Origin of the sequence: Haematobacter missouriensis (genome assembly GCF_000740775.1) — a bacterium.
GTDB lineage: Bacteria > Pseudomonadota > Alphaproteobacteria > Rhodobacterales > Rhodobacteraceae > Haematobacter > Haematobacter missouriensis.
Genome location: NZ_JFGS01000029.1, coordinates 1 through 23,273 on the forward strand (window position 1 = coordinate 1; position 23,273 = coordinate 23,273).

Here is a 23,273-nt window from a genome sequence, read left to right on the forward strand (position 1 = left end):
CTGGAAACCCGTCCACCGGCTGCGGCAGAATGAATCATCAGCTTGATTTTGCGTGTTTTTACTGGAGGTTTGTGATAGATTCAGCCCATGCAGGCTGCCCCCATCCTTGACCTTTCCGCCATTCCTGCCGCGCAACGCGCGGCGGTTTTGGCGTTGATGGATCAGGTGGCAGTGCTGACGGACATCACCCGGCGGCAAGAGCATCTGATCGCCGAACTGAACCATGCCCTGCATGGCAAGCGGTCGGAAAAGCTGTCCGAGGACGAGAGGCAGCTGGTGTTCGAGGACCTGTCCATCGCCCTGGCCGAGGTTGAGGCGGAACAGGAAACGCGTGCCGCCAAACCGGGGGACGGAACGACCAGGCCTGCGCCAAAGCGCACCATCGGCAATCTGCCGGCCGGGCTACCGCGCGTCGAGGTCGTCATCGAACCGGACAGCCTGGTCTGCCCCTGCGGCTGCGGCGTCATGCACAAGATTGGCGAGGACCGCACGGACCGGCTGGACATCGTGCCCGCCCAACTGCGCGTGATCGTCACCGTGCGCCCGAAATATGCCTGCCGGGCTTGCACCGATGGGGTGACCCAGGCACCGGCGCCGAGCCACCTGATCATCGGCGGCCTGCCGACCGAGGCGACCCTCGCCCATGTGCTGGTCAGCAAATATGCCGATCACCTGCCATTGTATCGCCAGAGCCAGATCCTGGCACGGGCGGGTCTTGATCTGCACCGCGCCGTGCTGGCCGATTGGGTCGGCAAGGCGGCGTTCCATCTGAAGCCCGTCGTCGACCGGCTGGCCGAACATCTGAAGCGGTCGCCCAAGCTGTTCATGGATGAAACCACCGCCCCGGTGCTGGATCCGGGGCGCGGGGCAACAAAGACCGGATATCTCTGGGCGCTGGCCCGCGACGACCGGCCCTGGGGTGGCGAGGACCCGCCCGGCGTGGTCTATTTCTACGCCCCTGGTCGTGCCGGCGAGAATGCCGAAACCTTCCTGACCGGCTTCGACGGCATCCTGCAGGTCGACGGCTATACCGGCTACAATAGGCTGACCAAACCCTCGCGCAAGGGCGGCACGCCCATTCGCGTGGCGCATTGTTGGGCGCATGCACGGCGCAAATTGAAAGAGGTCTTCGACCGCGACGGGTCGGAGATCGCGGCCGAAGGCCTGCGCCGCATCGCCGAGTTCTATGCCGTCGAGGCCGACATCCGCGGCGTCTCGCCAAGTCAGCGCCTCTCAGCCCGCCAAGCCCGCACCGCGCCTCTGGTGGCCGCCTTCGGCGAATGGCTGCAGGCGCAGCGCCGCAAGATCTCTGCCAAATCTCGCTTGGGCGAAAAGCTCGCCTACATCCACAACCACTGGCACGGGCTGCAAACCTTCCTGACCGACGGCCGCGTCGAGATCGACAGCAACCGGGTCGAGAACCTGATCCGCCCCATCGCCCTCAATCGCAAGAATGCGCTCTTCGCCGGCCACGACGAAGGCGGCATCGCCTGGGGCCGCATCGCCTCGCTGATCGAGACCTGCAAGATCAACGGCGTCGAACCCTTCGCCTACCTTAAGGCCACGCTCACCGCCATCGCCAACGGTCATCCGCAAAGCCGCCTCGACGACCTGCTGCCATGGAGCTTCAAGCCGTCAAGCTAAGACGACCGTGATGACCTGCGAACGCTTACGCATGTGCCGACAAATCCTACTTTCTCCCGGCCGGTCCCGCCATCGACCGGGCCAAGCTTAATAACCGCCGACATGCTGGATTATCGTTTTGCGCGGACCAGACCATGCTGAACGGCAGCACCTCGTCCGCAAGTTCCCGGTAGGTGATCCCAGGAAACTGGGCGACGGTCGTCGCTTCGCTTGTCAGAGTGAGGCCGCGACCGAGAGCGACCAGAGATAGGATGTTGTCGCGGCCGACCTGCTGAGACTGAATATCGAGCTGGCGGCCGAGACCGGCAAGGTGAGCGACCAGGTAGTCGTGAATCTCCTGTCCCGGCGCAACGTCGCTCACGATGAACCGCTCGGATGCCAAATCGCCCCACCCAAATGCGGGCTTGCCCGCCAAGGGGTGGTTATCGGGCAGTACCACGAAGACCTTCTCACACCATAAATGCTCTGCTTCACAGGCATCCCAGGCCGCCGTTCCCGTGACGAACGCGACGTCCAGACAAAGTTTCCGGACAGCCGCGATGTGCTCGGGCGGATTGCCGTCAATAAGGTCGACCTGCACGTTCGGGTGGCGCATGCCGAAGGCACGCAACAGATCGAACAGAAATCCTGACGCAAGGGACGAAAATATCCCGACCTTGATCAGCCCTTGCTCCGCCCGGCCAACCGCCGCCACCTTGGTCACCCCAATGTCTATCTGGCGAAGAGCATGACGAGCGTTGCGCACGAATTCCCGCCCGGCAACGGTCAACCGCACCCCGCCAGCATGACGCATGAAAAGCGACGCCCCGAGTTCATCTTCGAGATCACGGATTCGTCGGCTGATGGAGGATTCCTGCACAGAAAGCGCGGCAGCAGCCTTGCGAAAACTCCCATAGTCGACGGCGGCAACAAAATATCGCAACTGGTTCAGCCGGACCGCAGATGTACCGGGTTTCCCCTCAACGACCTTTGTGAGGCTATCATCAGGCGAGGTCTGATTGTTCCCGATCACAGCCATGGTGCATCATCCGAAACAGCGTTCGGCTTCTGACGGGCACCCCGCCATCATCAACGCGAAAATCGATCTGTGTGCGTTCATCAGCTCTCCGCACATCCTCAAACTAAACGACGTTCAGTTACCGAATGCTGCTTCTTGACTTCCGTCCCGTCAACGAAAAAAGTAAATGTCGTTTAGTTTTCACGACAAGTTGCAACAGGCATCGGAATGGCCCGTCCCCGGAAAGAGCAAGAACTTGATATTGCTCGTCGTGCGATCGACGAAACGATCCGGCTGCTGTCAGAGCGTGGCGACCTCGACGTACCGTTGACTGCGGTCGCGCATGCCATCGGTTGCACAGCACCAGCGCTTTACGGCCATTTCCGCAACAAAAGCGCCTTGCTGCGCGCCGTTCGGGAAGAAGGGTTCAACCGCCTATACAGGGAAAAGCTGGCCATCTTCGAACAGATGCGCGGCAATCCATTCGGCTATTTGCGTGATGGCAGCTATGCCTATGTCCGCTTTGCCCTGGAAAACCCCACGCTATATCGGCTGATGTTCACACCGCCGCCGAAGCTCGGGGTCAGCGATGACCCGTGGTCGAGCGAAACCGGGAGCCAGATATTCAATCTGTTTCTGACGGGGCTTCGCTGCTCTCAGGAGGAAGCCCTCGCCCGAGGCGCGGCCCAGCTTGCCCTTGTGGGTATAGGAAGTTCAACCGCCCTTTTTTGCGAGTCTGGCGGGTAGGAAGCGGCCGCGCAAGCGCCGCTTTGGGCACAGATCGGGCACAGATCGGGGGTTCATGCGTGGGTTTTCGACATCGCGGGGCCACGCAGCGGCTCAGTGCGTAGCCATTTCTCACCGAATCCCGGCACAGGGCCGAGCGCAGCCCTGCGGGGTCGTGGCCGCATCGGATCGGACTCTGGCTTGGCTGCCGGCTGTGTGGCCGGCACCTCGTCACGCGGCCGGCGGCGGCGCGCGCGCTGCGGGCCGGTAGTGCGCTTGCTCCAGCGCGCCGTGCTTCTCGAAGTGGGCGAGGATGGCGCGGATGGCGGTGGGTTCCTCGATGCTGGCGACGATCCGTACCGCGCCGCCGCAGTGGGCGCAGGTGGTGATGTCGATGGAAAAGACCCGCTTGAGCCGTTGCGCCCAGCTCATCGCACGGCGCTTCTGCTCGGGGCTGCGCGGCTCGTCGTGGGCGCTGACGTCCACTGGCGCCGCATCGCCCGCAGGCCGCTTGCCGCGCCCCGAGGGCGTCAGCTGCGCACGCAGGTTTGCATTCGGGGCGAATACGCCGTGGAAGCGGGTGAGATGCGCGCGAGGTGGCGGGACCAGTGCCGCCAGCTTGGCGATGAAGTCCACCGCATCCCATTCGACATGCGTGGTCCCATTTCGCCACGGCGTCTTGAGCTGATACCGCACCCTACCCTGCGGTGAGATCGACAGCCGCTGCTCGCTGATCGCCGGGCGCGTGATGTAGCGGCACAGCTTTTCGAGCTTGTGGCTTTCGTGTGCTTCCGCGGCCACGCCGGCATGCAGCGAGAAGCCGCCGACCTTGCCGGCGTCGCCCTCCAGCGAGCCTGCGTCACCGGGCAATGTTTGCAGCGTGACGACCTTGCGGCCAGCGTCGCGACCGGTGGCGATGCGGTAGGTCATCGAACTCATCCGCAGCCCATCCATGCCGTCGTCGCTACCCGCGCTGTCGGACAGGAACACGGATTCGTCTTCGCCTTCCAGCCAGCCTTTGCGCGTCAGGTGCCGGCAGACGCGATGCGCGATGGTGTTGGCGAGCTGCGTCAGTTGCGCAGAGGTGGGGGCACGGGCGCGGCGCAGGCGCGGCTTGCGCCGCGGGGGCTCGACGTTCGCGTCGTACACGCCGTCGAGCCACAGCATGTGGAAGTGAACATTCAGGTTCAGCGCGCTGCCGAAGCGCTGGATCAGCGTCACCGCGCCGCACTGGGCGCTGGCGCGGTCGATGCCGGCTTGATCGGCCAACCAGCCGGCGATCACGCGCTGCACGATGCCCAGCACCGGGCCAATGGCTTCTGGCTTGCTGGCGAACAGGAAACGCAAGGGGTACGGAAAGCTCAGCACCCATTGCCGCACAGGCCGCGGGCCGAACACCTCCTCGATCAGGTGCCGCGCACTCTCGGCCATGCGTCGCGCGCCGCAACTCGGGCAGAACCCGCGCTTCTTGCAGGAGAAGGCCACCAGCCTCTCTGCACGGCAGTGCTCGCACACCACCCGCAGGAAGCCGTGCTCGAGCACGCCGCAACGCAGGTAGGCATCGAACGCCTCGCGGACATATCCGGGCAGCGAGCGGCCCTCCGCTTCGATCCGTACAATGAAGTCCGGGTAGTGCGCAGCTCTGGCCCTGGGCGGCGGCCTGCTCGCTGGTGCTCAGGTAGGGGTTGATCGGCGGCTCGACGCGGCCGGGCTCATCGACCGTGGTGGAGTCGACCTCGAACCAGTCCGGCGCCGGCGCGCGGCGCACGAAAGCGGTGCCGCGCACGTCGGTGATGCTGTCCACCGGCTCGCGCCGGGCGATGCGGTGGGCCACCTCGACCAGCGCGCGCTCGGCGTTGCCGTAGAGCAGGATGTCGCACTTGCTGTCCACCACGATGGAGCGGCGCACCTTGTCGCTCCAGTAGTCGTAGTGGGCGATGCGGCGCAGGCTGCCCTCGATGCCGCCGAGCACGATGGGCACGCCCTTGTAGGCTTCGCGGCAGCGCTGGCTGTAGACGATGGCGGCGCGGTCGGGACGTTTGCCGCCCACGTCGCCGGGGGTGTAGGCGTCGTCGGAGCGGATCTTGCGATCGGCCGTGTAGCGGTTGATCATCGAATCCATGTTGCCCGCCGTCACGCCCCAGAACAGGTTGGGGCGGCCCAGCGCCTTGAAAGGCTCGCTGCTCTGCCAGTCGGGCTGGGCGATGATGCCGACGCGAAAGCCCTGCGCTTCCAGCACGCGGCCGATCACGGCCATGCCGAAGCTGGGGTGGTCGACGTAGGCATCGCCGGTGACCAGGATCACGTCGCAACTGTCCCAGCCGAGCTGGTCCATTTCCGCGCGGCTCATCGGCAGGAACGGCGCCGTGCCGAAGCGCCTGGCCCAGTACGGCCGGTAGCTGGTCAGCGGCTTGGCAGCGCGCGGGAAGAAGGAGACATCGACGGGGGCATTCATGGGGCTCTGGCGGCTTTGGCGGGGCGTGGGCACCCTCCAGTGTACGACGTGGGCCCCAATCGGGCCGTTGTGTGGGTTTGTGCCCACAGGGCGGGCGCGCTACGCCCGGCCTCCAAACGGCGGGAGGTGCCCACGATCAAGGGGCCGAGAGGGTGCCGGCAGCATGGCGCGAGGGGGCGAGCGTCGACCGCACCCCCTCGGCTTTGCTCACTCGCCGGAAACCAGATGGAATTCCTTCAGCAATTCGCCGATCTGCGTGCCCTCGATCCGGCGCAGCAGCAGCTTCTGGATGAAGGCCGGGCCGGGCAGGTCCAGTTCCTTGCCGTCGCGCAGGCGGCCGGTGGCGGCCAGCAGCTTGCGGATGTCGTAGGTCGAGTTGTACACCTCCGGCACGGCGCGCTCGATGTCCAGCAGGGTATAGACCGCCTCCATCGGCGTGCGCACCGAGTATTCGGTGGTGAAGATGCAGTCGCGCTGCCTGGATTCGGCGAACTGGCCGATGAAGGCGAAGTTGACGGCGCCCTCCGGCACCACGTCGGGCCGGTCGCCCGCCTGGCGCGGCATGAAGAAGGAGGTCACGTAGGGCATCATCACCGGCACGGTCTTCGCCCCGGTCGCGGCGAGTTCGGGAATGTCCTCTACCGGAACGCCCATGTGGTAGAGCCATTCCTGCGTGATTTCCTCGCCGGTGCAGTCCTGCATCGGCTTTTTCACATAGTCGCCCGGCACGTCGACGAACAGCGAATAGACCCAGGCAACGATCTGGTCTTTCGGCTGTTTCTTGAAATGCGGCTGGCGGTTGACGGTCCAGCTCAGCAGCCAGCTCGAATCTTTCGCGGTGACGATGCCGCCGGTGACCACCCTGCCGCTGAACGGATCGCGCCTGGCGATCTTGCGGATGTATTCAGGGATGCGCGCGTCGAGCGTGGTGACCGTCGCCGACTCCCACTTCGTTTCGGGGATGTGCGCGCCGAAGACGTCGGGCCGCCCGAAAGCCGGATCCTTCGCCGCGATGCGGCGCCACAGATCCCAGGCCGGGGCGGGGCCTTCGTCCAGCCGCGCAGGCGTGTGATGGTCGCCGCTGTCCGAGTTCTCGGTCAGCGAGCCGATGGTCATGAACACCAGATCGTCGGGGCCGAGATCCACGCCGCCCGCGCTGCCGTTCTCCAGCCAGTGGATGCGGGTCGCCTGTTTGCGGCCCGGCTGGATGTCGAAATCGACATCCGTCACCTCGATCCCGTAGCGGAAGTTGACGCCGTGGTCCTGCAGCCATTTCACCAGCGGCAGGACCAGCGATTCATACTGGTTGTACTTGGTGAATTTCAGCGCCGAGAAATCCGGCAGCCCGCCGATATGGTGGATGAAGCGGTGCAGGTAGAGCTTCATCTCCAGCGCTGAATGCCACTCCTCGAAGGCGAACATCGTCCGCCAGTAGAGCCAGAAGTTGCTGTCGAGGAATTCCTTGCCGAAGACCTCGTCGATGCGCTTGTTCTCCATCTCCTCCCGGGTGGCGAAGAAGACCTTGATGACCTCTTTCTGGGCCTTCTCGGTCAGGGTGAAAAGGCCGTTGGTCTGCGCGTCCTGCCCCCGGTTCACGGTGGCGCGTTGCAGCGAATAGTTGGGGTCGTCCTTGTTGAGCCAGAAAAACTCGTCGAGCACGCTGGCCCCTTCGATCTCCAGCGAGGGGATGGAGCGGTAAAGGTCCCAGAGGCATTCGAAATGGTCCTCCATCTCGCGCCCGCCGCGGATCACGAAGCCCTTTTCCGGCTCCTCGATGCCGTCCAGCGCGCCGCCCGGCAGCGCCAGCCGCTCGAGGATGGTGATCCTCTCGCCGGCCATGTGGCCGTCGCGGATCAGGAAGGCCGCGCCCGAAAGCGCCGCAAGGCCCGAGCCGACGAACCAGGCGGTCTTGCCATCCACCCCTGCGGGTTTGCGGGGGCGGGCGAAGGCGTAGAAATTGCCGCTGTTGTATTCCATGCGAATCTCCTTTGAGGTGGGTCAGTTGCCGACGGGGTAGCGGTAGAAACCCTGGTCACGGCCGTCAAGCTGGTGTAATTTTCTGGATGGCCTGAGGGCATGATCAGGCGGCTTTTGTGGTTATGCTGAGGATGGGATCGATCTCCTCCTTGTCGATCTGTGCGAATGCCTCGACCATCATGTAGCGGCTTGATGTCTGCCATTCGTCATTTTGCTCGAACAGTACGGCGCCGATCAAACGCGTGATGGATGCCTCATTGGGGAAGATCCCGACGACATCGGCGCGTCGCTTGACCTCCTTGTTCAGGCGTTCAATTGGGTTCGTGCTGTGCAGCTTGGTGCGATGCTGGCGCGGGAATGACATGTAGGCCAGCACGTCGTGCTCGCTGGCATCCATGAGATCAGCCAGTTTTGGCCAGCGCGGGCGCAGTTGCTCTGCGACCTTTCGCCAGGTTTCGCCGGCATGGGTGCGGTCGGGTTGATCGAAGGCCTGCCGGATGGCAGCGGCGACGACGGTATGCTGGCCACGCGAGACATGGGCCAGGGCGTTGCGCATCCAGTGGACGCGGGGGCTGTTGAAGAAGTCGCCGATGGCCGATCAGGCAGCACCTCGCGCGTTAATGAACCTCTGCGGGAGTAGAATGCGGCTGAAAGCGTTCCTCAGCTCGCAGATGGTTGCCTGGGGTGAAGTCACGAGCAAGAACAGTCGCAAAAGGGCTACCGCGAGCCGCTTCAGGTTTATGGCGGCGGCCGTGAGGTAGGATTGGATCTTCATGTTGGAGAGTCCGCGCCGAACGGCGCGGGCGAGTCCGTGCCAGCTCTTCGCTTCGCCATGAAACCCCTCTGAGCGCCAGCGATGCCGCTGGTACAGACGCCGGTCTTCCTCGGTCCATTTCTCACGGCGTCTTCGGGCTCGCAGGAGCGCCGGGTAATCGTCCCCTACAACGACGGCCTTGTTTGCCCGCCCCTTCGAGAGGCACAGCCTTGCCAGATCGCATCCCCGGCAGTCCGATGCCTTGGAATAGAAGAACCGACCGTGCTTGATCGGTCGGGTCGGTCTGAGGGTCTTTCCACGCGGGCACTTTAGGGTGTCGTTCTTTGCGTCGTAGCGAAATCGGCGCATCGGCACTGGGCTGCGGATCGGCTCCGCCTTCGTTGGGATGACGGCGCTGATGCCCCGCCGCTCGAACCCGCCGAAGACCCTCGCATAGGCATAGCCTGCATCGGCCGTGACGATCTCGACATCTACGCCCGTGGTCTCAACGGTCGCGTCGATGCGCTCGATGATGACCTGACCTTCGTTGATTTCGCCGGTGGTTACCTCGACGTCGAGAACCACGCCACAGACGTCATCGACGACAGCGTGCTGCTTGAAGGAGGGTTCAAGCCGACGGTTGCGCCCGCTCGTCGCCATCGTCGCATCGGGATCGGTGACGCAGACCTTCTTGAACTTCCCAGTCTTGCGGCTATCGCGTTCAGCGACGGAAGCATCTTCGTTCGCTTCGGCAACCGCCTCAACGTGGCGCACCGCAAGGCTTTCCCAGCTCACATCCGCGCGAATGAGTGAGGCATCGACATGCACCACGTCCCCCTTCGCGATCTTTGCTGCGATGCAGGCCTCCACCGTGCGTTCGAAAATCCTTCGAAAGCGCTCCACCCCCCATCTCTGCCGTATCCGCGTCAGAGACGAATGATCAGGTAGTGCCTCGTGCAGGCCATAGCCAATAAACCACCTGATCCCGAGGTTGACCTGCGCCTCCCGCATCAGGCGACGATCGTGAACGATCCCGAGCAGGAAGCCCGCAAGCATTAGCCGGACGGCGACCTCCGGATCGATCCCAGGTCGTCCGTTATGCTCACAGTAGAGATCGGAAACCTCTGCCCTGAGCCACGTGAGGTCGAGGACACGATCCACTTTGGCGAGAATGTAGTCGTCGGGGATGAGCTGTCGAAGCGAACCCGTCATGAACAGCTCGAGCTGACCGCGTTCCTTATGTCCCAACATGCCGGTGCACCCAGAGAATCAATCCCAAATGAATCGAATCACGTGAGGCTGACTTCTTCAACAGCCCCACGCGACAGCGTTGCCAGGTTGCTTCGAAGACCCGGGCGATGGCGGCTTTGAGCCCTGTATGCGCGTCGCTGATGACCAGTCTGACGCCTCCCAAGCCGCGAACACGCAGGGATCGAAGGAACTCGGTCCAGAATGTCTCGGCCTCGGACGGGCCGATACCGAGGCCGATGATCTCACGGCGTCCCTCGGTGTTGGCGGCCACGGCGATTATTGCCGCGACTGGTACGATCCTTCCGCCCTGGCGCACCTTCAGATAGGTGGCGTCAAGCCAGAGATAGGGCCATTCGCCGGTGAGCGGGCGGTTCAGGAACTCGCCGACACGTTCGTCGATGTCCTTGCACAGCTTCGACACCGTGCTCTTCGAAATGCCGCTCAGCCCCATGGCCTGCACCAGCTCATCGACGCGGCGGGTCGATACGCCACTGATCCACGCCTCCTGGATGACGGCCACCAGCGCCTGCTCCGAGGTCTTGCGCGCTTCGAGAAAGCCCGGGAAGTAACTGCCTTGACGCAGCTTGGGAACCCGCAGGTTCAGCGTGCCCAGACGGGTATCGAGAGCGCGCTCTCGATACCCGTTACGCCACGTCGTGCGTTCGCCGCTGCGCTCGTGCTTGCCAGCGCCGATCAGGCCTTCGACATCCGCCTCCATGATCAGCTGCAGGACGGCCTCGGCAATGCTGCGCAGAAAGTCTCCCTGATCGTGCTTGGCCAGAAGGTCGGACAGGTCCATGTTCGTCTTGGTCATCGGGGTCTCCATGTGGTCCGGGGTTGAAGTCGGCAAACTCCACCTCGACCATACACCTCGATGGCCACCCAGGATCACACCGTGGACGGCACTGAAATTACACCAGCTCCTCGGACGCTACCGGAAGGTTTTTTGCGCGGCATGGATCTGAGTCGCTACAGCTTCATGTTCTGGTCAACGGTACATGGTGCGGTAAGCCTCACCCTTCAGAACCGGGAAATGGATCAGCCCGCCAAATGGGACGCGACACGAAAGGCCGTCGATACGTTGATGGAAATCATCGCCGCGACGCGCAATGGCACGCGCGGCACCTCATGAGCGAGATCTTCGGGCGCTGGCAAAGCCCCGATCTGTCGCAATGAACCGCTCCAGCATCGGCACAATCAGCCTGACAGGATCGGCAGCGGGCTGGCCGGTTTCGCGAGCCAGCACTTCGGCATAGGCGGCAAGATCGCGGTGCAGCGGCCCCGGCAGTTCCACCGCCACCTTCACGGGTTTGTCTTCGATGAGAGGCCCGAGCTTCAGCTTCGTCATGGTCAGTTCCTATAAGGTTCGAGTACGAGATCGCGGGTAACGATGACCCTGACCGGGTAGCCCGGCCGGATCGTGAGGGTCGGCGCGACCTGCAACTGGCGCTGGACGATCTGTTGCCCTGCCTGATTGATGGTATCCTGCGCTCCGTCGCGGATGGCCCGGATCAGACGATCCTCGTCGTCGGTCGCCAGTTCCGTGCCGATGCCGAGCAGCGTGGACAGCCCCGCCGCCTTCATGAGATCCCACCAGTGGTAATCAACGCCATCTTCCAGCCCGGCATAGCCGGAAGCGTCCGCACCGGGCTGGCGCTCCAGCACGATAGAGCGGCCGTTGGGCAGGATCAGGCGGTTCCAGACCAGCAGCACGCGGCGCTGACCGAACTGCACACCGGCGTCATACTGACCGATGATGCGCGTTCCCTGCGGGATTAGCAGCAGGCTGCCGGTCGGGCTGTCATAGACATTTTCCGTGACCTGCGCGGTGATCTGGCCGGGAAGGTCCGAGCGGATGCCGGTAATCATCGCCGCCGGGATTACGGCCCCTGCCTGAAGGATGTAGGGCGAGGCTGGCGCCATGATCCGATCCATGGCAACGGTCTGCCGTTCCACCGGCCCATTCAGAAATGCCGTGTGGCGGTCCTGTGTTGCGGGCTGGCCACCAAGGTCAAGGCCAGCAAGGCCCGGCATATTGGAGCCAGGCGTCGTCGCCACTCTTGGCCCGGACTGGAAGAACACTGTACTGAGACGCGCAGCTTCTTCTTCGGCAAGCCGGCGCTCTTCGGCAGGATCGCGGGCAGGCGTCGCCATGGCGGGCGGCGTGACGGGCTGACCCCGGTTCTGGGCATCCAGGATCGGGCCACCGAGATCGCCCGGCAATGCCGGCCCCAGGACCGGCCCGGTATAATCCTTCGGCAGACCCGCCAGTCCATCTGCCGTGGCGCGATTCTCGGTCGAATAGAGTTCTTCACCGTTTCCGCTCATGTCGCGCGTCTGGAGCGCATAGATCAGCGCCCCGCCGATGCCGAGGAGCGCAACAGCCCCGGCACCGGCCAGCATCTTGCGCGACAGGCGCGTGACGTGCGGCGGCTCGGCACGCAGACGCATCGGCGTTGGGTTGGTGGTGGCCTCTTCACTCATGACGGTTGCTCCCCGGTTTTGGCGGGCTGGGCAGCTTGCCTTTGCTCGATGCGAACGATCCTGACCGTCTGCTGCTGCTTGCCGCTACCAAGACGCAGCTCAGCCGCTCCGAACAGCCGATCGACGATCAAGATGTTCTGGTGAACACGGGAATTGACGATCTGGGTCTCGCCCTTGGAACCGATGACGAAGATCGGCGGCATCTCTCCCTGCACGATGCCGCGCGGGAAAACGACATAGACACGGCGGCCATCGTCGAAGACGGAAATCGGCCGCCATGGCGGCGTATCTCCGGTCAGGCCGTAACGATAGTTGCGTGCCGCCTCGACCGGGATGATGGGTGCTGCGGGAACGGTCTGGCGCTGACCGGCAGGCAGCGCCGGATAAGACCAAGATACGGACGGCATATAGAGCGCCTCGCGGGCGCGCAGCTCGATCATATAGGTGCGTCGATCGGTCGTCACCACGAGATTGGTTGAGATGTCGGATCGGGATGGTTTGACGAGAATATGGACCCGGCGCGACGTACCGCTCCCGCTCTCGGTATCGCCAATGATCCAGCGAGCGGTGTCTCCCGCCGCGATCGGTCCCGCGCCGGTCAGGCTTTCGCCCGGCTCCAGCGCGATATTGGTGATCTGTCCTGGTGCTGCATAGACCTGATAGAGCGCGCCTTCCGACCAGGGATAGATCTGGATGGCGTTATAGTAACCCTCGCGGCGCGGTTCGACGCGGGCGGCGGCATTGGCGTTCTCGACCCGGCCTGCCGGTGTTCCCGCTGCGGTCCCACCACGCGCAACCGTCCAGGCTGGCGGCGTGTGAAGCGGTCGGGGCCGATCATCCGTAACGGTGGCCTGCACGGTCGGTAGAGCCGGAACATTGGCATCATAGCTGAACTGCGGCGTCTTGTTGGTGGCGCAGCCTGCCAGCATGGTGGCCGAGAGCATCAAAGCCGCGAGGGCGGGCTTACGGAAAACCGGCAAGGCGGAATTGCGGGGAAACGCGATGGTCATTGGCTCATCTCCCGCGACCATGAAACTGCATTGACGTAGATGCCGAGCGGATTGGCGCGCAGACGCTCGGCATCGCGCGGAGTCTGGATCACGATGGTCAGGATCGCGGTCCAGCGCTCGGTCGTGTAAAGCTGCCCGTTCTCGTAGTGGCGCTCGGTCCAGGCGACTCGGAAGCTGTCGTTCGAGGCGCGGATGACGCTGGAAACCTCGACTGCGATCTGCTGGCGGCCGACACGGGTGAACGGATCGTTGGCGCGGGCATAGTCGTTGAGCGCGGCCGCTCCCCTATCTGTGGTGAACTCATAGGCGCGCAGCCAGTTCTGGCGCACGATGATGGCGTCCGCCGGGATCGAGCGCGTCTGCTCGATGAAGCGGCCGAGATGGAAGGCGATCTGCGGATCGGTCGGACGGTAATCGGCCGTGGCTGAGGCGACGGTCTGGGCCTGGCCGAGATTATCGACCTGCACCACCCAGGGCACGACGGTCCCTCGCGCCGATTGCAGAACGAGCGCGGCAGCGAAGCCCGCCGAGAGGATCAGTGAGCCGAAGGCCATATAGCGCCAGTTCTTGGCCTGCGCGCGAGCCGTGCCAATACGCTCGTCCCAGACTTGCGCGGCTTTCTGGTAAGGCGTCTCGGGTTCGGGCGATTTGCCGTAATGGGTCGCTGGACGTCTGAAGATGTTCATGAGCGGTCACTTTCGGAAATGTTGACGGAAGAGCCGCCGCCGTGGCTGTCACCGGAGCGGACGGCATGGGCGGCCATGGTCGTGCCGTGATTGAGCGCCTGGCGGCGGTGCATCTGCTGCGCCCATGCAGGCGGTCCGCCCGCCGGTGCGGAGGCGGGTGCGGCACCGGCCACGCTCGCACCACCAATGGTTCCCTGCGAGGACGATCCACCGGTGACGCCGAGCCCGGCGCGCGCGCCATCGGAGAAGCTGGATTTGGCGCTTTCCGCTGCTTTCGATGCCGTCCGCTTCAGGGGCGATGCTGCGGCTGAGCCTGCCGCGCGGGCAACACCGCCGAGGCCGGAGGCAACACCGGCAGCCCCTGACTGGCCGAGCGATCCGACACTATAGGCGGCGCTCGCCGCACCTGCGGCAGCAGCACCGCCACGGACGGCAGCAGCTCCACCCGACAGCGCCGCTGCCCCTCCCTTCGCGGCCATGCCTGCGGCAGCGCCGCCAGCAAGCATCATGCCGCCAGCGGCGAGACCGGTTCCAACTGCTGCACCTGCGCCAAGCTGCGGGCCGCCAGAAACCAGACCGGAAGCGATGCCGGGACCGAAGAGGCCGAGGCCGAGAAGGGAAAGTGCGGCCAGCACGATCGCCATGGCGTCGTCGATGGTCGGCGTCACGCCGCCGAAACCGGCCGTAAACTGCGAGAACAATGTCGAGCCGATGCCGATGATGACGGCGAGCACCAGCACCTTGATGCCGGAGGAGACGACATTGCCAAGAACGCGCTCGGCCATGAAGGCGGTCTTGCCGAAGAGGCCGAAGGGAATGAGGACAAAGCCCGCCAGCGTGGTCAGCTTGAACTCGATCAGCGTGACGAAGAGCTGCACGGCGAGAATGAAGAAGGCCAGCAGTACCAGCGCCCAGGCGAACATCAGGCAAGCGATCTGGATGAAGTTCTCGAAAAACGACCAATAACCCATCATGTCCGAGATGGATTCGAGCAGCGGGCGACCGGCATCGAGGCCAGTCTGCGCCACCTTGCCGGGCCGCAGCAGATCGGCGGCGGAAAAGCTGGTGCCCGAACCTTTCAGGCCAAGACCGGCGAAGCTGTCGAAGATGATCTGGGCGAGATTGTTCCAGTTGCCGATCAGGTATGCGAAGACCCCGACGAAGAGCGTCTTCTTGACCAGCCGGGCGATGATGTCGTCATCCGCACCCCAGGACCAGAACAGTGCCGCGAGCGTCACGTCGATGACGATCAGGGTGGTAGCGATGAAGGCGACCTCGCCGCCAAGCAGGCCGAAGCCGCTGTCGATGTAACTGGTGAAAACACCCAGAAAGTTGTCGATGACGCCGGTGCCGCCCATGGTTCACTGTCCCCCGTTCTGATGCGGGGCGGCGGGCACCGGCGTCCGGCCGAGGAACCGGTCGCGGTTCTCGGCCCAGGTGGCGAGGCAGCCGGGATCGTTCACGGCGGCCTCGCCTAACTGCTGGCAGTGGCGCAGGCTCTGGCGCAGCGGATCGGCAGGCGCCTGAAGCGCCGGCGCCGCGCGGGGCTGTGCTGGTTCGTCCTCGCGTGTCATTTCGATCACCGTCGCGGTGATGGCGATGGCCACGAATATGATCGCGCCCAGCCGGGCCAGCATCTTGCCGTCCATGTCGCGCCCCTCCTGTCCGGTCAGTTGTTGCCGTTGCCGAACATCCGGGCATTGCCGGGCTGATAGCCCGATCCCGGCGTCAGAAAGCGCTCGCGCTGGATGCGGCCTTGTTCGGCGGCGGTGGCACGCTCGGCTTCGATCAGGGCTTCGGAGCGACCATTGGCGGACATCAGCGCGATCAGGTCGGAAAGCTGCTGCGACTGGAGCGCGAGAAGCTGATTGCCCGCCTGTGTCGCCTGTAACGCGCCGGTGGCGTTCTGGCTCTGCCCGACAAGGGCGGACATTTCAGCGCGGTTGGTGTCGATATTTCCGACGACACCAGCCTGCACGCGCATGGCGTCCTGCAAACCGCCGACCGTATTCTGCCAGCGGGACCGCGCATCGGCGACGAGCTGGGCGTCGGTCGCGGACAGCGAAACCTTGCCGTATTTCTGTTGGAACATTTGATCGACGTTCTGCACGTCGAAGGCAATGTTCTGCGCCTGGGCCAGAAGCTGCTGCGTGCGCTGGACATTCTGCTGCAAAGTCTGGAGCGAGGAATATGGCAGACTGGCGAGATTCTTCGCCTGATTGATGAGCATCTGCGCTTCATTCTGAAGCGAGGTGATCTGGTGGTTGATCTGCTCCAGCGTACGTGCGGCAGTCAGAAGGTTCTGCGCATAGTTGGTCGGATCATAGACGATGCGGCCGAAGCCAAAAGCGTGAGCGGGGCTTGCCAGCATGGGCGACAGTGCAACAGGCATGGCGAGCGTCAGCGCCAGCACGGATGCACTGACATATCGGGAAACGGGGATACGGATCATGGCAGGGTCTCCTTTTCTTGGCTGTCATCTGGATGGATTTGGTCTGGCTCGACCGGCCGAGCGGGCTCTGTCCGTTCGACAAGATTTGTGAGGTTCGGGATCAGATCGACGGCCCATTCGACGCCGCGATGGCGCAGCCAGGCCGCGAGAAAACCGTCCTGCCCATGCTCGGCGACGAGTTCGGCGATACGGGTCTGATCGGATTTGGATGATGCGGCGCAGAGCGCGAGGCCGACTTCGCTGAGGCCAAGCTCGAACAGGCGATTGCCGCGCCGCGATTGGCAGTAATAGTCCCGCTTTGGCGTGGCCCGCGCGAGGATCTCGATTTGCCGGTCATTGAGGCCGAAGCGGCGGTAGATTGCCGTGATCTGCGGCTCGATGGCGCGTTCATTCGGGAGAAGCAGCCGCGTCGGGCAGCTTTCGATGATGGCGGGCGCGATATTGCTGCCGTCAATGTCCGAGAGCGATTGCGTGGCGAAGATGACGGAAGCGTTCTTCTTCCTGAGTGTCTTCAGCCATTCGCGCAGCTGGTTGGCGAACCCCTCGTCATCGAGCGCCAGCCAGCCTTCGTCGATGATGAGCAGGGTTGGCCGACCGTCGAGCCGGTCGCCAATCCGATGAAACAGATAGGACAGGACGGCAGGCGCAGCCCCAGTGCCGACCAGCCCCTCGATCTCGAAGGCCTGTACATCGGCTGATCCGAGATGTTCGGCCTCGGCGTCGAGCAACCGGCCATAGGCGCCGCCAATGCAGTAAGGGCGCAACGCCTGTTTCAGATCGTTGGATTGCAGCAACACGGCAAGGCCGGTGATGGTCCGTTCCCCCGCCGGGGCGGATGCCAGCGATGTCAGCGCCGTCCAGATGTGCTCCTTCACCTCCGGCGTGATGATCATGCCTTCACGCATCAGGATCGCGGCGATCCAGTCAGCGGCCCATGACCGTTCATAGGCATCATCGATCCGCGCCAGCGGTTGCAGGGAAACGGAAACCTCCGATCCCTCGGTCAATCCACCGCCGAGATCATGCCAGTCGCCACCCATGGCGAGCGCGGATGCCCGGATCGATCCCCCGAAATCGAAAGCGAAAATCTGGCTGCGATCATAGCGGCGAAATTGCAGCGCCATCAGCGCCAGCAGCACGGACTTGCCCGCGCCGGTCGGGCCGACGACGAGGGTATGGCCCACGTCGCCGACATGAAGGGAAAGCCGGAACGGAGTCGAACCTTCGGTCTTGCCGTACAGCAAGGGGGGCGCTCCGAGATGTTCGTTCCGTTCCGGCCCCGCCCACACGGCCGATAGAGGGATCATGTGGGCGAGGTTGAGCGTCGAGATCGGCGGCTGCCGGACATTGGCGTAGGCATGTCCGGGGATCGAGCCTAGCCAGGCATCGACGGCATTGACAGTTTCCGGCATGGCCGTGAAGTCACGGCCCTGAATGATCTTCTCGACCAGACGCAGCTTCTCGTCGGCGATACGGGGGTCGGCGTCCCAGACGGTGACGGTTGCTGTGACATAGGCCATGCCGGCGACGTCAGCGCCCAGTTCCTGCAAGGCCATGTCGGCATCGAGCGCCTTGTTGGACGCATCGGTGTCCACCAGCGCCGATTGCTCGTTGGTCATCACCTCCTTGAGGATCGCGGCGATGGATTTTCTCTTGGCGAACCATTGACGGCGGATTTTGGTGAGGAGTTTCGTCGCGTCCGTCTTGTCCATCAGGATGGCGCGGGTGGACCAGCGATACGGGAACGCGAGCCGGTTCATCTCGTCGAGCAGGCCGGGCGTGGTCGCTGTCGGAAAGCCGATAATGGTCAGGACGCGCAGATGCTTGTCAGCAAGGCGCGGTTCCAACCCGCCAGTCAGCGGCTGATCGGCCAGCAGCGCATCGAGGTGCATGGGCACTTCGGGCACGCGAACACGATGGCGGTTCGTGGAAATCGTGGAATGGAGATAGGTCAGCGTGCCCGCGTCATCGATCCAGTGGCATTCGGGCATGAAGCCGTCGAGCAGCGCCAGCACGCGGTCGGTGCGGTCGATGAAGCCGCGCATCAGCTCCCATGGATTGACGCCGGATTGCTCACGGCCCTCGTAGAGCCAGGTCTCGGCGCGAGCCGCATCTTCGGCGGGTGGCAGCCAGAGGAAGGTCAGGAAGTAGCCTGACACGAAATGCGTGCCCGCTTCCTCGAAGGCAGCTTTGCGCTCGGCATCGAGAAGAGCGGAGGCCGGATCAGGAAATTGGCTGCCGGGATAGGTCGCGGCTTCGCTTCGTTGTGCCTCAACAAAGATCGACCAGCCGGAGCCGAGGCGGCGCACGGCGTTGTTGATACGCCCGGCGACCGCGACCAGTTCGGCGGCAACAGCGGAATCTAGATCCGGCCCGCGAAACTTCGCAGTCCTCTGGAAACTGCCGTCCTTGTTCAGCACGACGCCCGAGCCAACCAGCGCGGCCCAGGGCAGGAAATCCGCGAGGCGGGTAGCGGTACGGCGATATTCGGTGAGGTTCATCATGGCTGCGCCCTCACACCGACAGATGACCGGGTATGCGCAGATGCTTACGGCCCACCTCGACAAAAAGCGGATCGCGTTTGGCAGCCCATACCGCGAGGAAATGACCGACCGCCCAGATGGCGATGCCAACCAGCCAGAGACGAAGGCCGAGGCCGACGGCGCCGGCCAGCGTGCCGTTGACGATGGCAATCGAACGCGGTGCGCCGCCGAGCAGGATATGCTCGGTCAGCGCCCGGTGAACCGGGATGGAGAAGCCCGGCACCGCATCGAGCTGTTCAAACCCGCCCGCCATCAGATGAGCGCCCCGCCGCCGAACGAGAAGAACGACAGGAAGAAGCTCGACGCGGCGAAGGCGATGGACAGGCCGAAGACGATCTGGATCAGGCGGCGGAAGCCGCCGGAGGTATCACCGAAGGCCAGCGCCAGGCCGGTGGCGATGATGACGATAACGGCGATGATCTTGGCGACAGGACCCTCGATCGACTGGAGGATCGACTGAAGCGGGGCCTCCCAGGGCATGGAGGAGCCGGAGGCGTGTGCGGCAGGCGCCAGCATCAGACTGATGGAAACAGTGGCAGCGGCGGTTGCCATGATGCGGCAGCCGCGTGAAATCGTGCGGATCATGAAGGGTTTCCTTTCGGGGTGGTTGCCAAAGTGATGGGATGCGTGATGGCGTAATCGCCGTCCGGCCCCAGCCCATCGACGCGGGCGAGTTCGACCAGCCGGCGGGAAGAGCCGCGTCCGGCAAGAACGGCGACGAGGTCGATTGTCTCGGCAATCAGGGCGCGCGGGACGGTGATGACGGCTTCCTGGATGAGCTGTTCGAGGCGTCGCAGCGCGCCAATGCCGGAACCGGCATGGATGGTGCCGATCCCGCCCGGATGGCCGGTGCCCCAGGCTTTAAGGAGGTCGAGAGCTTCGGACCCGCGCACCTCGCCGACCGGGATGCGATCCGGGCGCAGGCGTAGCGACGAACGCACCAGATCGGAGAGCGTCGCCACGCCATCTTTGGTGCGCATCGCGACCAGATTGGGCGCGGCGCATTGCAGTTCGCGCGTGTCTTCAATGATCACGACGCGGTCCGAAGTCTTGGCGACTTCTGCCAGCAGCGCGTTGGTCAGCGTGGTTTTTCCGGTCGAGGTGCCGCCCGCGACAAGGATATTGGCGCGCGTGGCGACGTTCAGGCGCAGCACCTCGGCCTGAGCACTGGTCATGATCCCGGCGTTTACATAGTCGTCGAGCGTGAACACCGCGACGGCAGGCTTGCGGATGGCAAAGGTCGGCGCCGTGACGACAGGCGGCAGCAACCCTTCGAAGCGCTCTCCGGTCTCGGGCAGTTCAGCCGACACACGCGGATTGCGGGCATGAACCTCGGCGCCGACATGATGGGCGACCAGCCTGACGATCCGCTCGCCATCGGCAGCCGACAGCCTCTCCCCCGTATCGGCCAGCCCTTCGGAGAGCCGATCCACCCAGATGCGGCCATCGGGATTCAGCATCACCTCGACCACAGCTGGATCTTCCAGAAACCGGGCAATCGATGTACCGAGCGCGGTGCGCAGCATCCGCGCACCACGCGCAATCGTCTCGGGTTTCTGATGTGATGCGGTCATGGCGGCCCCGTTCATGGCGGGACGCGCAAAAGACGGACCCCGGATTGGGGTCGATTAAAAGAACCTGATTTAGGGCCGTTTCAACAGATGTTTACGCGTGTGCGGGCATCGGCGGCGCAGGGCGGTAAATAGGATGGATCGAAAGATCAGAGCTGGTTTCCATCCGCTTCGGACTGGCCTTGTGACGAAAGATCGTGAAGCGAATCGATATCCCGCGACAACTCTTTCAGGAATCTGTCGCCGGAAGCCAGGCGCTTGCCCAGCGTCTGCATGAAGCCTTCGAAGCGCTCGTTGCCCTTGATGCGTGCCGACTGTTTCGCGCTATCTGACAGCGGCGGCGTCATGGTGAGCCAGAATTGTACGAACAGCGAAAGCGTCTCGCCGAGGATGGCGACATCTTCGTCCAGCATATCGAACTGGCGGCCAAGCTTATCCAGGCGTCGCGACATTGCGGCTTCCAGCCGTTCGGTCGTGTCACCGGACAGGAAGGATGCTACCGCAGCCTCGATCACTGCGGATTTTGAAACATTGCGACGCAGCGCCAGACCCTCGACCTGCTTCAGCAGATCCGGGGAGAAGTAGACATTCATGCGGGTGCGACTCGTCATGCCTGTCTTCCTTCTCAAAGCTCGATGCCGTCATTTGGGTCGAGTGACGCCTGCCGCGCGACCATGCGCATCCGCTGACGCATGGCACGGGCTTTGGCGGCATCGACGTCGGGCTCATCATCGAGAAAATCGAACTCCTGCGATGGCGGCGGTGGTGGCGGGATGATTTCCTCATGCTCGGGAAGCTCCGGCTCAAGACGGATACCGGCATTGGCAGGATCGTCGTCGGACCTGTTCGACGCGGGTCCGTGGCCGGCCGCGGCCGCAACAACACGGCTCGTCCAGTCGTCTGGTGCCGATGTTTCCATCTTCACCGACTGCTTGTGCAGATCGGGCGGCGGCAGCACCCGTTCCTGAAGCCGCGCATCGGCATAGTAACGCGCCTTGGCGGCGCGGATGGGCGGCACACCCGCTACCATGACGATCTCGTCGGTTGGCGGAAGCTGCATGATCTCGCCCGGTGTCAGGAGCGGCCGCGCTGTTTCCTGCCGCGAAACCATGAGATGCCCGAGCCAGGGCGCGAGGCGATGGCCCGCATAGTTGGTGGAATCGCGCATTTCCGTGGCCGTGCCGAGCGCATCACTGATCCGCTTGGCGGTGCGTTCATCGTTTGCGGCAAAGGCGACACGCACATGGCAGTTGTCGAGAATGGCGTTGTTCTGTCCATAGGCCCGCTCGATCTGGTTGAGCGACTGCGCGATCAGGAACGCTTTGAGGCCGTAGCCGGCCATGAAGGCGAGCGCCGATTCAAAGAAATCAAGCCGCCCGAGCGCGGGGAACTCGTCCAGCATCAACAGGAGACGATGGCGTTTTCCGGTGGTTTCCAGTTCCTCGGTCAGCCGCCGCCCGACCTGATTGAGGATCAGACGGATCAGCGGCTTGGTCCGGTTGATGTCCGAGGGCGGTACGACGAGGTAGAGGCTGACCGGTTCTTTTGCTCCGACCAGATCGGCAATGCGCCAGTCGCAGCGGGCCGTCACGCGGGCCACGACCGGATCTCGGTAGAGACCGAGAAAGGACATCGCCGTGGACAGCACGCCGGAGCGTTCGTTCTCGGATTTGTTCAACAGCTCGCGTGCCGATGAGGCGATGACGGGATGCACACCGGCTTCGCCCAGATGCGGCGTGTCCATCATGGCGCGCAAGGTCGCCTCGACCGGACGGCGCGGATCGGACAGAAAGCTCGCGACCCCCGCCAGCGTCTTGTCCTTCTCGGCATAGAGAACATGCAGGATGGCGCCGACCAGTAGCGAATGGCTGGTCTTTTCCCAATGGTTGCGCTTGTCGAGACTGCCCTCGGGATCGACCAGAATATCCGCGATGTTCTGGACATCGCGGACTTCCCACTCCCCCTGACGGACTTCCAGCAGCGGGTTGTAAGCTGCGGAATGCACATTGGTCGGATCGAACAGCAGGACACGGCCGTGATGGGACCGAAGCCAGCCGTCAGATTCCAGTTCTCACCCTTGATGTCGTGCACGATGCAACTTCCCGGCCAGGTCAGCAGCGTCGGCACAACGAGACCGACGCCTTTGCCTGATCGGGTGGGCGCGAAACAAAGGACATGCTCGGGGCCGTCGTGCCGGAGATAGTCCTTGCTGTGCCTGCCAAGGACCACGCCATCGGGACCGAGCAGTCCGGCAGCATGGATTTCCTTGTCCTCGGCCCATCGCGCAGAACCGTAGGTGGCGACGTTGCGCGCCTCGCGCGCCCGGATGATCGACATGAAAAAAGCGGCGGCGATAGCGAACAACGCCCCGGACGTGGCGATGAACGCGCCTTCGGTGAAAATACCGGGCGCATAGGCGTCATAGGAAAACCACCACCAGAAGAAGGCCGGAGGATAATAGACCGGCCATCCCGCAACATCGAACCACGGATTGCCGAGCTGGGGCTGAAAGCCAAGGCGGAAGGCCACCCATTGTGTCGAAGTCCAGACCATCACCAGGACAATGGTGAATACGACAATGATCTGGCCCCAGAGTATTCGGCCACCACGCATACAGGCTCCAATCGGCAAGAGAGTCGGAGCCGATCAAAGAATAGACGTTTTCGAAAGCGGCAACAGGAAAAGCAGGGGTGCCGTGTTGCCGGATACTATCGGCGGCACAT

At 63.7% G+C, this 23,273-nt stretch carries 18 protein-coding genes and 5 pseudogenes; 3 read left to right on the forward strand and 20 right to left on the reverse strand.

Features of this window, described 5'->3' with window-relative positions:
• Positions 1 to 87 precede the first annotated feature (87 nt).
• The gene (gene tnpC / locus CG51_RS14735) at positions 88 to 1,644 is read left to right on the forward strand and encodes an IS66 family transposase (RefSeq protein ID WP_035746309.1); all 1,557 of its coding nucleotides are present in this window, start codon (positions 88 to 90) and stop codon (positions 1,642 to 1,644) included.
• Positions 1,645 to 1,690: 46 nt separating this feature from the next.
• Here tnpC and CG51_RS14740 read toward each other — a convergent pair whose 3' ends face one another.
• Complete coding sequence (locus tag CG51_RS14740; RefSeq protein WP_035746310.1) at positions 1,691 to 2,662, reverse strand: LysR family transcriptional regulator; 972 nt, start codon at positions 2,660 to 2,662, stop codon at positions 1,691 to 1,693.
• 207 nt (positions 2,663 to 2,869) lie between these two features.
• On the opposite strand from CG51_RS14740, the gene CG51_RS14745 reads away from it, so the two are divergent.
• Positions 2,870 to 3,388 carry a TetR/AcrR family transcriptional regulator gene (locus CG51_RS14745; RefSeq protein ID WP_233141322.1) on the forward strand — a complete coding sequence of 173 codons (519 nt, stop codon included), beginning with the start codon at positions 2,870 to 2,872 and terminating at the stop codon, positions 3,386 to 3,388.
• 210 nt (positions 3,389 to 3,598) lie between these two features.
• Here CG51_RS14745 and CG51_RS14750 read toward each other — a convergent pair.
• The 6 genes and pseudogenes from CG51_RS14750 to CG51_RS14775 all read right to left on the reverse strand — a co-directional run.
• Positions 3,599 to 5,005, reverse strand: a pseudogene (locus CG51_RS14750) (ISCR element clade Ia family transposase); the annotation flags it as partial.
• A 118-nt stretch (positions 5,006 to 5,123) separates the two neighbouring features.
• Positions 5,124 to 5,822: pseudogene (locus CG51_RS19655) on the reverse strand (hypothetical protein); the annotation flags it as partial.
• A gap of 207 nt (positions 5,823 to 6,029) precedes the next feature.
• Entirely contained in the window at positions 6,030 to 7,799 is a 1,770-nt protein-coding gene (locus tag CG51_RS14760; protein WP_003168742.1) for an oleate hydratase, read from the reverse strand.
• Positions 7,800 to 7,902: 103 nt separating this feature from the next.
• Positions 7,903 to 8,367: pseudogene (locus CG51_RS20165) on the reverse strand (transposase); the annotation flags it as partial.
• Between the two features lie 30 nt (positions 8,368 to 8,397).
• Positions 8,398 to 9,804: a transposase gene (locus CG51_RS14770; protein WP_416171669.1), complete on the reverse strand. Its 1,407-nt coding sequence runs from the start codon at positions 9,802 to 9,804 to the stop codon at positions 8,398 to 8,400.
• A gap of 49 nt (positions 9,805 to 9,853) precedes the next feature.
• Positions 9,854 to 10,618 (reverse strand): annotated as a pseudogene (locus CG51_RS14775) (IS256 family transposase); the annotation flags it as partial.
• Positions 10,619 to 10,699: 81 nt separating this feature from the next.
• On the opposite strand from CG51_RS14775, the gene CG51_RS20170 reads away from it, so the two are divergent.
• Positions 10,700 to 10,936: a hypothetical protein gene (locus CG51_RS20170; RefSeq protein ID WP_233141321.1), complete on the forward strand. Its 237-nt coding sequence runs from the start codon at positions 10,700 to 10,702 to the stop codon at positions 10,934 to 10,936.
• On the opposite strand, the gene CG51_RS14780 is transcribed toward CG51_RS20170, so the two are convergent.
• The 13 genes and pseudogenes from CG51_RS14780 to CG51_RS14840 form a co-directional block, all read right to left on the reverse strand.
• Positions 10,931 to 11,152 (reverse strand): DUF2274 domain-containing protein, encoded by a 222-nt coding sequence (locus CG51_RS14780; RefSeq protein WP_015740172.1) that lies wholly within the window; start codon positions 11,150 to 11,152, stop codon positions 10,931 to 10,933. The genes CG51_RS20170 and CG51_RS14780 overlap by 6 nt on opposite strands.
• A gap of 2 nt (positions 11,153 to 11,154) precedes the next feature.
• A complete protein-coding gene (locus tag CG51_RS14785; protein ID WP_035746316.1) occupies positions 11,155 to 12,288 on the reverse strand; it encodes a TraB/TrbI/VirB10 family type IV secretion system protein in 1,134 nt (377 codons plus the stop codon).
• The gene (gene trbG, locus CG51_RS14790) at positions 12,285 to 13,298 is read right to left on the reverse strand and encodes a P-type conjugative transfer protein TrbG (protein WP_015740170.1); all 1,014 of its coding nucleotides are present in this window, start codon (positions 13,296 to 13,298) and stop codon (positions 12,285 to 12,287) included. The genes CG51_RS14785 and trbG overlap by 4 nt, the downstream gene beginning before the upstream one ends.
• Complete coding sequence (gene trbF / locus CG51_RS14795) at positions 13,295 to 13,984, reverse strand: conjugal transfer protein TrbF (protein ID WP_035746318.1); 690 nt, start codon at positions 13,982 to 13,984, stop codon at positions 13,295 to 13,297. Before trbF ends, trbG begins: the two co-directional genes overlap by 4 nt.
• The gene (gene trbL / locus CG51_RS14800) at positions 13,981 to 15,342 is read right to left on the reverse strand and encodes a P-type conjugative transfer protein TrbL (protein ID WP_035746319.1); all 1,362 of its coding nucleotides are present in this window, start codon (positions 15,340 to 15,342) and stop codon (positions 13,981 to 13,983) included. Before trbL ends, trbF begins: the two co-directional genes overlap by 4 nt.
• A 3-nt stretch (positions 15,343 to 15,345) precedes the next feature.
• Positions 15,346 to 15,633, reverse strand: a complete 288-nt coding sequence (trbK-alt, locus tag CG51_RS14805) for a putative entry exclusion protein TrbK-alt (RefSeq protein WP_035746321.1) — start codon at positions 15,631 to 15,633, stop codon at positions 15,346 to 15,348.
• Positions 15,634 to 15,653: 20 nt separating this feature from the next.
• A complete protein-coding gene (trbJ, locus tag CG51_RS14810) occupies positions 15,654 to 16,436 on the reverse strand; it encodes a P-type conjugative transfer protein TrbJ (protein ID WP_009450535.1) in 783 nt (260 codons plus the stop codon).
• The gene (trbE, locus tag CG51_RS14815) at positions 16,433 to 18,940 is read right to left on the reverse strand and encodes a conjugal transfer protein TrbE (RefSeq protein ID WP_035746324.1); all 2,508 of its coding nucleotides are present in this window, start codon (positions 18,938 to 18,940) and stop codon (positions 16,433 to 16,435) included. Before trbE ends, trbJ begins: the two co-directional genes overlap by 4 nt.
• Positions 18,941 to 18,950: 10 nt before the next feature.
• Positions 18,951 to 19,232, reverse strand: a complete 282-nt coding sequence (locus CG51_RS14820; RefSeq protein WP_035746326.1) for a VirB3 family type IV secretion system protein — start codon at positions 19,230 to 19,232, stop codon at positions 18,951 to 18,953.
• Entirely contained in the window at positions 19,232 to 19,564 is a 333-nt protein-coding gene (locus CG51_RS14825) for a TrbC/VirB2 family type IV secretion system protein (protein WP_009450539.1), read from the reverse strand. Before CG51_RS14825 ends, CG51_RS14820 begins: the two co-directional genes overlap by 1 nt.
• Positions 19,561 to 20,505: a P-type conjugative transfer ATPase TrbB gene (trbB, locus tag CG51_RS14830; protein ID WP_425319666.1), complete on the reverse strand. Its 945-nt coding sequence runs from the start codon at positions 20,503 to 20,505 to the stop codon at positions 19,561 to 19,563. The genes CG51_RS14825 and trbB overlap by 4 nt, the downstream gene beginning before the upstream one ends.
• A 194-nt stretch (positions 20,506 to 20,699) precedes the next feature.
• Entirely contained in the window at positions 20,700 to 21,161 is a 462-nt protein-coding gene (locus CG51_RS14835) for a ribbon-helix-helix domain-containing protein (RefSeq protein ID WP_015740163.1), read from the reverse strand.
• A 14-nt stretch (positions 21,162 to 21,175) separates the two neighbouring features.
• Positions 21,176 to 23,163 (reverse strand): annotated as a pseudogene (locus CG51_RS14840) (conjugal transfer protein TraG).
• Between the last annotated feature and the right edge of the window lie 110 nt (positions 23,164 to 23,273).

Coding starts and splice junctions, on each gene's coding strand:
- CG51_RS14760 (WP_003168742.1), bottom strand. CDS start 7,799: ATGGAATACAACAGCGGCAATTTCTACGCCTTCGCCCGCCCCCGCAAA.
- CG51_RS14820 (WP_035746326.1), bottom strand. CDS start 19,232: ATGGCGGGCGGGTTTGAACAGCTCGATGCGGTGCCGGGCTTCTCCATC.
- CG51_RS14745 (WP_233141322.1), top strand. CDS start 2,870: ATGGCCCGTCCCCGGAAAGAGCAAGAACTTGATATTGCTCGTCGTGCG.
- CG51_RS14770 (WP_416171669.1), bottom strand. CDS start 9,804: ATGTTGGGACATAAGGAACGCGGTCAGCTCGAGCTGTTCATGACGGGT.
- CG51_RS14825 (WP_009450539.1), bottom strand. CDS start 19,564: ATGATCCGCACGATTTCACGCGGCTGCCGCATCATGGCAACCGCCGCT.
- trbF (WP_035746318.1), bottom strand. CDS start 13,984: ATGAACATCTTCAGACGTCCAGCGACCCATTACGGCAAATCGCCCGAA.
- CG51_RS14785 (WP_035746316.1), bottom strand. CDS start 12,288: ATGAGTGAAGAGGCCACCACCAACCCAACGCCGATGCGTCTGCGTGCC.
- CG51_RS14780 (WP_015740172.1), bottom strand. CDS start 11,152: ATGACGAAGCTGAAGCTCGGGCCTCTCATCGAAGACAAACCCGTGAAG.
- trbK-alt (WP_035746321.1), bottom strand. CDS start 15,633: ATGGACGGCAAGATGCTGGCCCGGCTGGGCGCGATCATATTCGTGGCC.
- trbE (WP_035746324.1), bottom strand. CDS start 18,940: ATGATGAACCTCACCGAATATCGCCGTACCGCTACCCGCCTCGCGGAT.
- trbB (WP_425319666.1), bottom strand. CDS start 20,505: ATGCTGCGCACCGCGCTCGGTACATCGATTGCCCGGTTTCTGGAAGAT.
- trbG (WP_015740170.1), bottom strand. CDS start 13,298: ATGACCATCGCGTTTCCCCGCAATTCCGCCTTGCCGGTTTTCCGTAAG.
- CG51_RS14740 (WP_035746310.1), bottom strand. CDS start 2,662: ATGGCTGTGATCGGGAACAATCAGACCTCGCCTGATGATAGCCTCACA.
- trbJ (WP_009450535.1), bottom strand. CDS start 16,436: ATGATCCGTATCCCCGTTTCCCGATATGTCAGTGCATCCGTGCTGGCG.
- CG51_RS14835 (WP_015740163.1), bottom strand. CDS start 21,161: ATGACGAGTCGCACCCGCATGAATGTCTACTTCTCCCCGGATCTGCTG.
- tnpC (WP_035746309.1), top strand. CDS start 88: ATGCAGGCTGCCCCCATCCTTGACCTTTCCGCCATTCCTGCCGCGCAA.
- trbL (WP_035746319.1), bottom strand. CDS start 15,342: ATGGGCGGCACCGGCGTCATCGACAACTTTCTGGGTGTTTTCACCAGT.